Source organism: Shewanella sp. SM23 (genome assembly GCF_025654295.1).
GTDB lineage: Bacteria > Pseudomonadota > Gammaproteobacteria > Enterobacterales > Shewanellaceae > Shewanella > Shewanella oncorhynchi.
The window spans coordinates 79,299-92,991 of record NZ_JAKKRM010000016.1; the positions used below are offsets into that span (position 1 = coordinate 79,299).

A 13,693-nucleotide genomic window follows, 5' to 3' on the forward strand; every position below is an offset into this window, starting at 1 on the left:
CTACCACGCCATTTAAGCTGGGTGTCTTGAAAACAGCTTCTTTGTAGGCAACCTGAAAGTGCATTATATTGTTGCTCTAAAATGGATGGCCAGATTTATTATTAGCCCTGCATATGTGATAAAACAGTTAAACCTTCGCTGGAAACAAATCTTAGAAATGGAGTATTGTCAGTGACAACGAGAACGGAATTACTCAATAAATTAAGCGCCTTATCGACCGCCGATCCAGAGCACTGTCCGGTAGTGACATTAAATGAGTACTTTTTAGAAAACGAAGATGAAGAGTCTATCGCACCCAATAATTGGGGTTATGGTCGACCATCCATCAAAGAAATCTATCGTTGCTTTAAAGAAATCGAACATAGGTCAGATGTGCAAGGTGTTTATGTTGGGATGCACGATGAATGGTCCGAAGCACTTGAGGATGATGAGCTATGGCCTGCAGCTGAGAACATTCATATTCTTACCTGTGCGCTTCTGGCGGAAGTGGAAGAATGGATTGAAGGAATCGCGGCAGATGGAATGGAGACAGGCTGGCCCTATGGCGAACATCAACTATCCCCTAAGCCGTATGCTGGCTATCATGTCTATACAGTATATTGGGATTAGTGGTTAGCTATCTCACTGTTTATGTGAATTTTATTGCATCATACAACCCCAAAACATCGGTCTAGGCCGATGTTTTTATATCTAAGGATACCAATCTCATTTTTGTAATATAAAACGTGCTCCACCAGCCTTATTATATGAATTAGCTCGTGTTATTTAGACTCCCATTGTTAAATTTTAAAAATGGAGTGTTAGTACTCTTTTTAAATACTAACAAACAACACTAAAACTTCAGAAGTTCACCTTCACCTGCGAAGTTGCTGAAGGGCGTTGAAGAAAATCGCATGAGCGAGGCATGGATGCCGAGTTAGCTTTCGGATTCTTTATTTAATTAATAGGGATGTACCACCGTAAGCGTTAGCGATTTTGAATAAGCACGAAGCCCTGCTTATAAATAAAGAGTTAATGCATGTAACTTCGCTAGGGTGAGTGCTGCGAAACAGCGGTACAAACGAGAGCCAAGGATGACGAACTGGCAGTTAGACATGGACGTTGTTCGGCAAGGGCTCTTGATTGAGAATCAAGGGGTGAAGCCCCCGACTTTGACTTCGCTTTAAAAACTATCAAACCAAGTTTAGATAAACCTCCTTGTCGAAATCACGACAAATACCCTGCTTTGTGATCCTCACTGCAACCCAATTCGTAATGTCCGGCAATATCCCATCGCGAAATGCTTAACCGCGAAAGTCATTCAACGAGTCCACTTAATGCAATTACAGCAATTCCATACAGTCAGGTTAATTTTAGGCGATCAACTCAATGCCCAGCATTCTTGGTTTAACCGTGTTGATGATCAAGTGCTGTATGTGATTGCAGAATTGCACCAAGAAAACACTTATGTAACCCACCATGTGCAAAAAATATGTGCCTTCTTTGCGGCAATGGCGCAATTTGCCCAAGAGCTGCGTGCGCAAGGGCATCAAGTGCTTTATTTGAATCTAGATGACACTCATGATGGCACCCAAGGCTATAGCGATCTACTGACGCTAATTCAACATCAGGTAACACAGGTTGGCGCGATCAAGTTTGAATACCAAAGGCCTGATGAATACCGCCTGCTTGAGCAATTGAGCCAACTTAAGCTCAATACTGCCGTGGTGAACTGTGTCGATACAGAGCACTTTATCTTACCCTTTGACGAAATCGATGCGCAGTTCCCCGTCGGCAAACACATTATGATGGAGCACTTTTATCGCCGCATGCGTAAGCGTTACAACATCTTGATGCAAGACGAAAAGCCACTCGGTGGGCAATGGAACTTTGATGCCAACAACCGTCAGAAGCTTAAAACTCAGGATATAAAAGTCTTGCCTGAGCCATTAATGTTTAGCCTCGATGTAACTGAAATTCTCGCTAGGCTTGAGCGTCACCAAATCCCGACCATGGGTCGCATTGATGCGCAATTGCTGTGGCCGATAAACCGTGCGCAAAGCCTCGAATTATTAACGTATTTTTGTCAGGTTTGCTTGCCTTCCTTTGGCCGTTTTCAAGATGCCATGACAGCGCAACATCCTGCCAAGTGGAGCTTGTACCATAGTCGACTATCATTCAGCCTTAACAGTAAATTAATCAGCCCGTTAGAAGTCATCAATGCGGCCATCGACAGTTATCAAACGAATGCTGAGATTGATATCGCCCAAGTTGAAGGGTTTGTACGACAGATATTAGGTTGGCGAGAATATGTTCGCGGCATTTACTGGGCCAATATGCCGCAGTACGCCAGCACTAATGCTCTCGATGCCCATGGGACGCTGCCCGATTATTTTTGGCATGGCGACACTAAGATGAGCTGCATGCGACAAGCCTTATCCCAATCATTAGATTTTGCCTACGCCCATCATATTCAGCGCTTAATGGTGATCGGCAATTTCTGTTTATTGACCGAAATCGAGCCAAATCAAGTCGATGAGTGGTATTTAGGCGTGTATGTTGACGCCATCGAATGGGTTGAAATGCCCAATACCCGCGGCATGGCATTGTTTGCCGACGGCGGCATTGTCGGTACTAAACCCTACGCCGCCAGCGGCTCTTACATTAATAAAATGAGTGACTATTGCAGCGGGTGTCATTACAAGATAAAAGAGCGCAGCGGCGCACTTGCCTGCCCGTTCAATAGCTTTTATTGGCGCTTTATGGACAAACACCGCGCGCGATTGTCGCAAAATCCTAGGATCGGCATGCTATACCAGACTTGGGACAAAATGGACGAGTCCGTAAGAAGCGCCATATTAGCCACAGCGGAACACAACCTCGTTCATCTAAACCGTTTGTAGCGAAGTAATGCTAAGCGTAACTCATTGATATAAAGAGTTTGATATAAAGAATTTGATATAGATATTTGGATAGGGAGAGTTTGTGATGAAAGTACTTATCGTCGGCGGGAGTGGGGGTATTGGCAGAGCCATGGTTAAGCAAATTCAAGAAAGCTATCCCAACGCCACTATGCACGCCACCTACTTGCATCATCTTCCCCAAGACATGCGAGAGAAGCTCCAATGGCATGCATTAGATGTGACCAATGAAGCTGAGATTAAACAGCTAAGCGAACAACTCACTGAATTAGACTGGATTATTAACTGTGTTGGAATTTTACACACCCAAGATAAAGGGCCAGAAAAAAGCCTACAGTCACTTGATATCGACTTTTTCCAGCACAATTTAACGCTCAATACCCTACCCAGCATCATGTTGGCAAAGCACTTTGCTAAGGCATTAACACAAAGCCACTCGGCAAGATTTGCGGTGATATCGGCGAGAGTCGGCAGTATTACCGATAATAAATTAGGGGGCTGGTACAGCTATCGCGCCTCAAAAGCCGCGCTGAATATGTTTCTCAAAACACTGTCGATTGAGTGGCAACGCACCATGAAACACGGCGTGGTGTTGTCTCTGCATCCGGGCACGACAGACACGCCATTATCTCAGCCATTTCAACAGAGTGTCCCCAAAGGCAAACTGTTTACACCTGAGTATGTCGCCAACTGCTTACTGCCCATCATTGCCAATGCTACACCCGCACAAACAGGGCGTTTTTTTGCCTACGATGGCACAGAGTTACCTTGGTGAAATAAGCTGAAGAGCAAGTCAAGCAGCGGCAACTCCGATGGAGTCTTTCTAAGTGAATAAATCAAAGCCGAGGGTTTCAACCCCTTGATAGGATGATGCCTACCAACGCACAGACCCATCCTTAACCAAGCCTTTCAAGGACACTGAAAAATAAACAATTGAAATAAATCATTAAATTATTTTAAAACACTCAAGTGCATCACCCTTCCGCTTGGCTAAATCCCTATTACCCAAAAGTCCTAATTCAGATTTAAAAGCGTCTAAATGAACGTTGAAGATAGTTCCTTTGTACGATTGTTAACACTTTTACATTTAAATAACATCTAGAGTCATGCGGTTATTCACGCTTTGCACAGAATAAAAATCTGAGAATTCCCGCCTGAGCAACAGCTCATTCTATGCGGCCATGGCAGAGGGATGCCGACGCCCCTGTAGAAATCACAATAAAAAAACGCTCGCCCGAGCCAGTTAAGCTGTATGGCATTCCAACGTTATTTACAAAACGGAAAAAGGATTTCAAGCATGATGCTAAACAAAAAACTGTCGCTACTCTTCATTGCTGTGTCGGCCACTTTAGGCACATCCGCATTTGCTGCCGATGTTGTCGATGTCGGCACTCTTAGAAGCGCGTCTTCAAGCAATAACTTAGTGTCTCAGTTCAGCTTAGACGCAGGTAGCCAACTCAAAGTCGAGAAAAAACTCAACCTAGGTCAAGGCAAGCAAAAACAACGTTTACAACAATATTTCCATGGCGTACCTGTTTATGGTTTCTCTGTTGCGACGTCACAATCGAGCATGGGCTTTTACAGCGACATGTCTGGCCGCGTATTAAAAAATATTGAAAAGTCGGCTGAGTTTGTCAAACCCACTCTAACGGCTAACAAAGCGTTAGATATTGCGATCCGTGGCAAGTCTGACAAAGCCGTTGCAGGCCTAAAAGCTGAAAATAAACAAGCAAAATTATGGCTTTACCTCGATGATGCCGCTAAAACTCGCCTCGTTTATGTGACTTCATTTGTAGTATATGGCGATGAGCCAAGCCGCCCATTCACTATGGTTGACGCGCACTCAGGTGAAGTGATTAAGCGTTGGGAAGGGATTAACCATGCTGCAACCGGCACAGGTCCAGGCGGTAACATTAAGACTGGCCAATACGAATACGGTACTGATTTTTCTAGCTTAGACGTTGAAGTGAGCGGTGACACTTGCACCATGAACTCACCTAACGTGAAAACCGTTAACCTAAACGGTGCCACATCAGGCGCAACAGCCTTCTCTTATACTTGTCCGCGAAACACAGTCAAAGAGATCAACGGTGCTTACTCGCCATTAAACGATGCGCACTACTTCGGCAACGTGATCTACAAGATGTATAGCGAGTGGTACAACACTGCACCGTTAACCTTTCAGTTAACGATGCGAGTTCACTACAGCAACAACTACGAAAACGCTTTCTGGGACGGCAGCGCTATGACCTTCGGTGATGGCGCAACAACCTTCCACCCATTAGTGAGCTTAGATGTCTCGGCACACGAAGTGAGCCACGGGTTCACTGAACAAAACTCAGGGCTGGTTTACGCAGATCAATCTGGCGGCATGAACGAAGCCTTCTCAGATATGGCGGGTGAAGCTGCTGAATTTTACATGCACGGCACAAACGACTGGTTAGTCGGCGCCGATATCTTTAAAGGCAGTGGTGCACTGCGCTACATGGCAGATCCAACCTTAGACGGTATCTCAATCGGTCATATCGACGATTACTATGATGGCATCGACGTGCACCACAGTTCAGGTGTATTCAATAAAGCTTTCTACACTTTAGCTAACTTACCAGGTTGGGATACGCGCAAAGCATTCCAAACATTCGTAGTCGCTAACCAATTATATTGGACGGCGGACAGCTTATTCTGGCAAGGCGCTTGTGGTGTTAAATCGGCCGCAACTGACTTAGGCTTAAGTGCTGACGATGTGGTTACTGCGTTTGCCGCTGTGGGTATCACACCTTGTGAAACGCCACCACCACCGCCACCACCAGAAGCTACTGAACTCGCCAACGGTGTTGCTGTGACAGGTTTAGCGGGTGCATCAGGTAGCAAAAAATACTACAAACTCGATGTCGCTAGCGGTGCAACTAACCTGAGCTTCAATATGTCAGGCGGCACAGGTGATGCGGACATGTATGTTAAATTTGGTCAAGCGCCGACGTCTAGCAGCTATGACTGTCGTCCATACAAGTCAGGTAATGCCGAAAGCTGTGCTATTGATCCTGCTCAAACGGGAACTTATTGGGTGATGATCAGCGGCTATAGCAGTTACACAGGTGTGAGCCTAGTGGGTGCTTATGATGGCGATGACACTCCAAACCAAGCTCCAACCGCAGGCTTTACTGCAAGCTTTGCTAACGGTAACGGCAGCTTCACAAGCACCAGTACTGACAGCGATGGCGACCTGACATCATGGAACTGGGATTTTGGTGATGGTACAAATGCCGCAGGTGCGAGTGTCAATCATCAGTATGCCCAGTCAGGCAGCTACACAGTCACACTGACTGTAACTGACAACGATGGCGCAACAGCAAGCACTTCGGCAGAATTTGCAGTTGAAGTCCCTGAAGTCGCATTAGAAATGGCAGTAAAAAATGCGAACAAATCTCGTCGCGGCAGCATTCGTGTTGCACTCGAATGGGAAGGTCACAACGCTGATGAATATACTATCTTCCGTAACGGTGTTGCGGTTGGTACTTCAAGCAGTTCATCGTTTATTGACCGTTTCACTGACCTAGCTGGCACTAGCTTCAGCTATAAAGTGTGTGAAACTAACGGCCCTTGCTCAAACGAAGAAACCGTTAATTTTTAATCGCATAATCTAATCGTGCAATGGCGCTAGCGTAAAATCCTAGCGCTAATTCATCGATTCACTTCTCGTTTTCTTGTTAATGCCACTCAGCCCTTTTGAGTGGCATTTTTTATGGTCAAACGGCTCTGCCTCATTACCTAATCAGGTTTGCCTTAAGCTGTTGCCCCTTGCTCACACGTGGATGAATCGTTACTTCAAATGTCCACTTTCACCCACTGGTTTCTTCAGCAATTTACGTTGTAACGTCCGACGATGCATTCCCAATTGGCGAGCCGTGGCGGACACATTGCCTTGGTTAGCATTGAGCACTTGCTGAATATGCTCCCACTCCAAACGCTTAGGATTAAGTGGCGAATCGTCGACTTCATCTTCTTGAAGAGTATGGGAATGCCCATCCATTTCCAGTGCGGCGAGCAAGGTTTGGGTATCCACAGGTTTAGCTAAATAATTATCGGCGCCGAGACGAATCGCTTCCACCGCAGTGGCGATACTGGCATAACCTGTGAGTAACACCATAGTCACCTTGGGCAGCAGATGACGCAGCGGCACAATTAACCCTAGGCCATTGGCTTCGGCAAGCTTCATATCTAAAAGAATATGGCTAGGACGAAACTCCCGCGCCACCAGCAGCGCATCACTGGCATCATGGGTTAATCGGCATTCAAAGCCATGGCGTGTTAATCGGCGGCCTAAAATACTCGCAAGGGAAAGGTCATCCTCTACAATCAACAAACGTTTCATGAACTTACCTCGTCACTAGCCTTAGTCTTGTGCGATACAGACAACGCCAGCTCCCTTAATATAGTGAAACGAATTTGTGCCACAGTGCCACCTTGGGGATGATTAGCCAAAATCAACTCTGCGCCCAAACGCTCTAAACTGGCATGACTGAGTAGCAAAGCGACACCTAAACCCTTGGGACTTTCTATGAGTAAGGTGCCCAACTGTGGCAATAAATCGGGCGCGATACCAGTGCCATAATCGCGGATCTGCAAGTAGATCTGCTCTTCGTTTGGCGCTATATCTAAACTGATATCCACCTGCGGCGCACCTAGGGTTTCGGCGCTGGCGCGGGCAGCATTTTCAATCAAGGCCATGAGGGCTGGCGTTAAACTCATATCAGTCAGAATACTTTGCTCTGCCAGTTGTTCAGGCATACAAGTGATCAACCAATTCAGTTCAGTTTGTGGCATTAACAACAAGGTTTTTTGCTTTAAACTGTCCACCAGCTCAATGATCTTTAGTGGGCGCTGGCGGCGATCGCGGATCGACTCCGTCGCTAATCTCAGCTCGGCAAGCGTATGTTCACAGCGACCTAACGCAGTTTCCATCTCGACAATCGTTATCGAGGTATCGCTCATGTCTTCTTTTACTTCATCGAGTAATAACCTCAGACTCGAGAGCGGCGTGGCCAATTGATGCGCCATCTGCGCCGATACTGTACCTAGGGCTAAGAGTTGCTCCTGACGCAATTGCCCTTCGCGCATATAAGCTAACTGCGCATCTTGGCGGCGCATACGCTTAGTGATTAACGCTACGCTGGTTGTCATCACCAAAGCTGAAATCACAAAGTTGAACCACATGCCTAAATAGTGGGAACTCATGTCCATACCGTGGTGCTGCATGGGGGATTCGGGCACAGTAAAGATCATCAGGCTGTAGGCAAAGGTTGAAATAGCCGTCAGTGCCCAAGGCGCCCAGATCGGCAAAGTCACAGCAGCAAGTGCAATCGGCAACAGTAATAACGAGATAAACGCATTGGTCGCGCCGCCGGAAAAGTGCAACCAAGATATCCAAAATAATGTGTCTAAGCTGAGCGCAATAAAAAGGCCGCGCTCCTTAGCAAATAAGGGTTTACGTAGCGCCAATGTGAGCGAAAGGTATAACACCTCTAGCACTAACACATGCACTAACGGCTCCATTTGCAGGCTAAGACCAAAGGTGTCGGCGGCAAACATGGTTAAGCCAATTTGCAGCAGCAAACCTAAGCTTCGCAGTAATGCGACTTGGTCGGCGGCCTGTAGACTGGTCCCTAAGATCTTAGCCATAGCCATTCCTACAGTGTGAGTCCGAGTGCGGCCAGTGCGCCACTCGATTGCGTTAATGCTTGGCGTGCGCCCGTGGCGAAATCAATGTCGGAGCGAATACCGAGCGCCGCTAAACGTGCACAACTCAAGCTACAGTCCCTTGGCCGTTTGGCATTATCCGTCGGTGTCGACTCAGGCGTTAAGTGTGCCGTGCTGAGTTGGAGAATATCCCCTAAGGTCAACAGCATCTGATACTTAGTCATAGTCTCTGCGGCGCTAAAGTGATAAATCCCCTGCACGATAGGCGCTTCAATATGCTGTGCAATCATCTTGTCTATGGCTTGGGCAATATCGGCGGTCGAGGTTGGACTGCGTATCGCCCAATGATCAACACCCTGAGCGTGACGCTCAATCAATTGGTTAACCAGCACTAGCACAGCAGATTCACTCAGCTTTTCTACTTGGCCGTAAAGGATTGGCAAGCGTAGCACAGCAAAATCAGCGCTAGTGTCTAGCACTATTTCTTCGCCCTTTAGCTTAGATTCACCATAAAAATTAACCGGATGAGTGACTGCATCTTCAGCGTACTTAGGTTGAGTGCCATCGAACACATAGTCAGTGGAAATATAGATAAGCCAAGCGTTATTGGCCTTAGCTGCCATAGCTAAGGCTTGGCTGGCGGTTAAGTTAAGTGCCAATGCCGCCTGCGGATTTTGCTCGGAGACATCGGGGCGACGCTCGGCGGCGCAGTGCACTATCACTTGCGGTTCCTCGCGGGCGATCAATGCCTCGACATCCAAAGGGGCGGTAAGATCGAGTTTATGCACTCGTTCACTTGCGCGGCTAAAACCTGTGGCCACAACCTCATGTCCTGTTAATTCAAGCTGTTTTACAACTGCTCGGCCGAGTAGCCCTGTCGCGCCTGTTACCACAATCTTAGCCATATCGCCCCATTCAGTTTCAACGCATATTTATGGCTAACAATTCTAAAAGCTTTTCATATTCAACGCACTTGTTTACTCTTCTAAACCAAACTTACTTAGGGTTAACTCATGCAAGATTAACCCAAATACCCATAGGCAGAATTTGAGTACGACACTTCCTCTGATATTAGCTGGCCCCATGCTGCGCCACTGCGGTGCCTCACACTTTACCCTGTGGTTTGTAAGTCGTGAGCCATTAACTGAACTTAAGCTGCGTCTTGGTGAACAAGAGTACCTGTTGCAGGATGCAGATTTACACTATGTGCCACTCGGGCAACATGCCCATCAATATCTAATAATACTGTCGCGACCAGAGTTACTCGCACCCAATATCGTCACACCTTACCAAGTGTCTACCGCTCAACATGGTGATATTTTTGCCACGATAAGCCAGCTAAACTACGGCGATGCGTCGACGCCAAGTGTACGTTTTACTCCTGAATTAACCCAAGTCTTCCACGGTTCCTGCCGCAATCCGCATCACCACAGTGACGATGCTCTGGTCGCCGCCGATACCCATTTAGCCAAGATAATCAACAGGGGTGCGGAGGATGATCGCCCTGCACTTATCATAATGAGTGGTGATCAGGTCTACATTGATGATGTTGCGGGACCTATGTTAAGCGCCATAGGGCAAGTCATCGATTTGCTTGGTCTTAAACATGAGCAATTTGAAGGCGCGAGCATCACCACTAGTGAAGACATTCATTATCAACCCGCATATTTGTATCAACGGCATAAAAACCTGTTGCCTCATACCCAATATCCGGCCAAAACCGCGCTGTGGCGTTGGTATCGCAATCACCCCATTTTTACCTCCTCCATCGCCGTAAATCATTTGGTCAGCCTAAATGAAATCATCGCCCTGTATTTACTCACTTGGTCACCTGAACTGTGGGAATTAGTGAATATCTCGAAGGATGTCGACGGCTTATCACCCGCCAATACCGCCCGCTGGCAAAATGAGTGGCAACACTTGCTTGGCTTTAAAACTGGGCTGGGGCAAGTCAGGCGCTTTATGGCGCACATTCCCGTTTATATGATGTTTGATGACCACGACGTCACCGATGATTGGAACCTGACGGCTAAATGGGAACAAGCGGCCTACGAACACGCATTTTCGAAACGCATCATTGGTAATGCCTTAATCGGCTACACCTTATTCCAAGGACTTGGCAACGCGCCTGATAAATTTGCCGCCGATATCCGCCCGCTGCTCGATGCGTTTTTTGCGCGACAAGAAAGCGAAAGTCAGGATCTGCTCATCGATGAATTACTTAAATTTGAGCAGTGGCATTACACCTTAGAGTCCTCGCCCAAACTGGTCGTGCTCGACACGCGTACCCGCCGCTGGCGCAGTGAATCTAATCTCGCAAAACCTTCCGGCTTGATGGATTGGGAGGCGTTAATGGATTTGCAGCAAGAGTTACTCGGCCAGTCGAAGGTCATTATCGTCTCACCTGCGCCCATGTTTGGGGTCAAGTTGATTGAAGCTGTGCAGCGTACAGCCACTCTGATCGGCGGTTCCCTGTTAGTAGACGCCGAAAACTGGATGGCCCACCCGGGCGCCGCCAATGCACTGCTGAGTATTTTTATGCACCGTAAAACCCCAGAGGAGTTTGTGATCCTCTCCGGCGATGTGCATTACTCCTTTAGTTACGACATCAGTATTCGTTTTAGACGCAGTAGCCCTAACATCTACCAAATCACCTGCAGCGGTATTAAAAATCACTTCCCTGAGAAGCTGTTACCGATTTTCGATAAACTCAATGGCTGGTTTTACGGCCACTTTTCACCACTTAACTTGCTGACAAAACGTAAACGTATGTTGCTGCGTGGCAGGCGACCAAATGGTGAGCCAAGTAAACGTCTAGTGAATAAAAGCGGAATAGGTATGTTGGAATTAGCTGATGATGGTGCACCAACAAAAATTGCGGTTTTACATGGCGATATGAGCGAAACCCTGTTCGAACCACCCAAACAGGAATAACAGATTAAACGGGTTTATTATGTTTAACCGTTTCAGGCTGAGTGGCACCAGAGCCAGAATCCATCAAAGGCGTATTTTTGGATAACGCCTCATCGGTTTTGGCAGGTTTTGGCTGAGCCTGATTGAAAATCAGTGCTTCTGGCTGCGACTTATTCGACGGTTTTTCATGCGCCATTTGATCCCAAATGCTCTTAGGGCTTTGATCCCGCTCGGCATTGACTTCTGCTGTCGATGTGCCAGACGAACTCGGTTTCTTCGGTTCAATCACCGCACTCGCCTTACGGATCTCGGCGGCAATGTCGTTCAGATAAGGCTGCTTAGTCCAGTCACCAAAATACATGGCCCCCACTAATACTGCAGCGCAAAGCAAGATAGAGAAGATCGCAGATTTGGTCATAATGGACTTCCTTTAAACAATCGTAATATGGCTCCCTATGGCAGAGACTCAGATACTGCAGATTGTATTCATACCATCACAGGGCCAAGCACACAATTGCACCCGATTATTTCCTTTAAACAGACTGGAAATAATGCTTTCCGCTGACTAAAACTCAAAACCTTGGCATTGCACGTCGTGATGGATCCCGCTCACTGGGTCAATAAAACGTAACCGCTGCGCCATCAACTTAAGAGGCGTCGCAAAGTTATCCGGTCCTTTGGGTAATAAGCTTGGATAAAATCTGTCGTTTAACAATGGCATACCTAAGCTTTGCATATGCACACGAAGTTGGTGGGTTTTACCGGTAATCGGGCTCAAATGAAATAAACCGACATCGCCTTTTATGGCCACTAAACTGATTTCGGAATGGGTATTTGCCTCGCCTTCCACGATTTTCATGGTAAAACTCGGGTCGCTCGGCTGCATACGGTTTGTTACCGTCCAGTGCAATGGCAAAGTTAAGCAGCCCTGTTGATATTGTTCAATAATCTCAGGAGTCAACTTGGCAATCGCTTGATAGTCTTTACGAATCGCATCGTCGATAAATAGTTGATGATAGAGCGCGCGGGTTTCAGGCGCGACAGTCATCAGGATCACTCCAGCGGTTTCACGATCAAGCCTATGAGCGGGCGCGATAGTATCAATGCCAGTTCGCAATCTTAGTCTATGCACCAGACATTCGTTCACATAGTTGCCGCTTGGCGTCACAGGCAAAAAGTGCGGCTTGTAGGCCAAAATAACGTTGTCATCTTGGAATAGGATCTGTTCTTCGAAGGGGATTTTCGCTTCCACCGGCACTTCACGGTAGTAATACACCCGCGCCGCAGGGCGATATTCAGTGTCCAATGCGATCAAACTGCCATCCCGCCAATGCACTTTTCCATCGAGGATCCGCTGACGCCATACATCTTCACCTATACGGGCAAAATGTTGTGCGAGAAAGGCAAACACTGTGGGTTTATCTGTGACATTCACAGGAAGCACTATGTAAGAAGGTTGGGCGGCGCGGGCAGATGCAGTCATATCACAAAAAAAGCGGCTATAGAAAGCCGCTATTCTAGCCTTTTTGTGGTTTTTCAGTCCACATGGGACTTGATGAGTTGCAGCACGAAGTCCAAGGTCTTATGGCAATCTGGCTGATTCACTAACACTAATTTATCTTTGTTATACATAGGCAAAACCTCGAGCCAGCGTTGGCTCACCCAAGCGGCGTCTTCCAAATGCACTTGAGAATAGAGCTCAAACAGATCGGGATTCACTTCATAAAATTGCTCTAATGCGGCGCTTATCAACTCAAATTCACCTTTAATCGGCTCTTCTTGCCAGTTACGGCAAGGTAAAGTACGCGCCATCCACAGCTTATCTTTGGCCTGCGCCGCCGAGAGGATGCTGACGCGTTGACGCCCTTCGAGCACTATGCTGAGTGAATCATCTTCTAGCTGATTAAAATCGATAATGTCACATTGGGTGGCAGTGGGATAACAGGGCGGACTACCACTGGGTCTAATGGTGGCAAAGGCGAGCACATACTTTCCCTTGAATACATCGGCCACCATGCGCAGATGACCGGGGTCAACCACACGAACCTCCACCCGTCCCTGTGGCAGTAACAAGGCATCGCGCATGAGTAACGCCATTTCTCGTGTTTGCATAGCAACCTCCTGCCCCAAATAGAAGGAAACGAACTCAATGCATTCGTATTTCCTATTATTGTAGAGTGTAG

At 47.1% G+C, this 13,693-nt stretch carries 11 protein-coding genes; 5 read left to right on the forward strand and 6 right to left on the reverse strand.

Translation table 11 applies throughout. From position 1 onward, the window contains the following. The first annotated feature begins 171 nt into the window (after positions 1–171). From L5L98_RS17465 to L5L98_RS17480, 4 genes are all read left to right on the forward strand, one after another. Positions 172–609, forward strand: a complete 438-nt coding sequence (locus L5L98_RS17465) for a hypothetical protein (protein WP_263142588.1) — start codon at positions 172–174, stop codon at positions 607–609. Positions 610–1,316: 707 nt separating this feature from the next. Next, positions 1,317–2,882, forward strand: coding sequence for a cryptochrome/photolyase family protein (locus L5L98_RS17470; RefSeq protein WP_263142589.1), 1,566 nt, complete (start codon positions 1,317–1,319; stop codon positions 2,880–2,882). A gap of 85 nt (positions 2,883–2,967) precedes the next feature. Next, on the forward strand, positions 2,968–3,675 hold the full coding sequence (locus L5L98_RS17475; RefSeq protein ID WP_263142617.1) for an SDR family oxidoreductase: 708 nt from the start codon (positions 2,968–2,970) through the stop codon (positions 3,673–3,675). Between the two features lie 522 nt (positions 3,676–4,197). Further along, positions 4,198–6,531, forward strand: coding sequence for a M4 family metallopeptidase (locus L5L98_RS17480; RefSeq protein WP_263142590.1), 2,334 nt, complete (start codon positions 4,198–4,200; stop codon positions 6,529–6,531). Positions 6,532–6,720: 189 nt separating this feature from the next. On the opposite strand, the gene L5L98_RS17485 is transcribed toward L5L98_RS17480, so the two are convergent. Genes L5L98_RS17485 through L5L98_RS17495 form a run of 3 tightly spaced genes read right to left on the reverse strand, consistent with a single transcriptional unit; the run spans position 6,721 to position 9,502 of the window. Beyond that, positions 6,721–7,272 carry a response regulator transcription factor gene (locus L5L98_RS17485; RefSeq protein ID WP_105251231.1) on the reverse strand — a complete coding sequence of 184 codons (552 nt, stop codon included), beginning with the start codon at positions 7,270–7,272 and terminating at the stop codon, positions 6,721–6,723. Then, positions 7,269–8,579, reverse strand: coding sequence for a sensor histidine kinase (locus L5L98_RS17490; RefSeq protein ID WP_263142591.1), 1,311 nt, complete (start codon positions 8,577–8,579; stop codon positions 7,269–7,271). The genes L5L98_RS17485 and L5L98_RS17490 overlap by 4 nt, the downstream gene beginning before the upstream one ends. Positions 8,580–8,587: 8 nt before the next feature. Beyond that, positions 8,588–9,502, reverse strand: a complete 915-nt coding sequence (locus L5L98_RS17495; RefSeq protein ID WP_263142592.1) for a dTDP-4-dehydrorhamnose reductase family protein — start codon at positions 9,500–9,502, stop codon at positions 8,588–8,590. A gap of 178 nt (positions 9,503–9,680) precedes the next feature. On the opposite strand from L5L98_RS17495, the gene L5L98_RS17500 reads away from it, so the two are divergent. After that, positions 9,681–11,531 (forward strand): alkaline phosphatase D family protein, encoded by a 1,851-nt coding sequence (locus tag L5L98_RS17500; RefSeq protein ID WP_263142618.1) that lies wholly within the window; start codon positions 9,681–9,683, stop codon positions 11,529–11,531. 4 nt (positions 11,532–11,535) lie between these two features. Here the strand turns inward: L5L98_RS17500 and L5L98_RS17505 are convergent, their stop codons facing one another. The 3 genes from L5L98_RS17505 to L5L98_RS17515 form a co-directional block, all read right to left on the reverse strand. After that, positions 11,536–11,928 (reverse strand): hypothetical protein, encoded by a 393-nt coding sequence (locus tag L5L98_RS17505; RefSeq protein WP_263142593.1) that lies wholly within the window; start codon positions 11,926–11,928, stop codon positions 11,536–11,538. 147 nt (positions 11,929–12,075) lie between these two features. After that, the gene (locus L5L98_RS17510; RefSeq protein ID WP_263142594.1) at positions 12,076–12,993 is read right to left on the reverse strand and encodes a pseudouridine synthase; all 918 of its coding nucleotides are present in this window, start codon (positions 12,991–12,993) and stop codon (positions 12,076–12,078) included. Between the two features lie 53 nt (positions 12,994–13,046). Continuing rightward, positions 13,047–13,622 carry an LON peptidase substrate-binding domain-containing protein gene (locus L5L98_RS17515; RefSeq protein WP_105251225.1) on the reverse strand — a complete coding sequence of 192 codons (576 nt, stop codon included), beginning with the start codon at positions 13,620–13,622 and terminating at the stop codon, positions 13,047–13,049. Between the last annotated feature and the right edge of the window lie 71 nt (positions 13,623–13,693).

Excerpts from the sequence above, each read along its gene's own strand:
- L5L98_RS17510 (WP_263142594.1), bottom strand. The coding sequence starts at position 12,993 with ATGACTGCATCTGCCCGCGCCGCCCAACCTTCTTACATAGTGCTTCCT.
- L5L98_RS17480 (WP_263142590.1), top strand. The coding sequence starts at position 4,198 with ATGATGCTAAACAAAAAACTGTCGCTACTCTTCATTGCTGTGTCGGCC.
- L5L98_RS17495 (WP_263142592.1), bottom strand. The coding sequence starts at position 9,502 with ATGGCTAAGATTGTGGTAACAGGCGCGACAGGGCTACTCGGCCGAGCA.
- L5L98_RS17515 (WP_105251225.1), bottom strand. The coding sequence starts at position 13,622 with ATGCAAACACGAGAAATGGCGTTACTCATGCGCGATGCCTTGTTACTG.
- L5L98_RS17475 (WP_263142617.1), top strand. The coding sequence starts at position 2,968 with ATGAAAGTACTTATCGTCGGCGGGAGTGGGGGTATTGGCAGAGCCATG.
- L5L98_RS17505 (WP_263142593.1), bottom strand. The coding sequence starts at position 11,928 with ATGACCAAATCTGCGATCTTCTCTATCTTGCTTTGCGCTGCAGTATTA.
- L5L98_RS17500 (WP_263142618.1), top strand. The coding sequence starts at position 9,681 with ATGCTGCGCCACTGCGGTGCCTCACACTTTACCCTGTGGTTTGTAAGT.
- L5L98_RS17470 (WP_263142589.1), top strand. The coding sequence starts at position 1,317 with ATGCAATTACAGCAATTCCATACAGTCAGGTTAATTTTAGGCGATCAA.
- L5L98_RS17490 (WP_263142591.1), bottom strand. The coding sequence starts at position 8,579 with ATGGCTAAGATCTTAGGGACCAGTCTACAGGCCGCCGACCAAGTCGCA.
- L5L98_RS17485 (WP_105251231.1), bottom strand. The coding sequence starts at position 7,272 with ATGAAACGTTTGTTGATTGTAGAGGATGACCTTTCCCTTGCGAGTATT.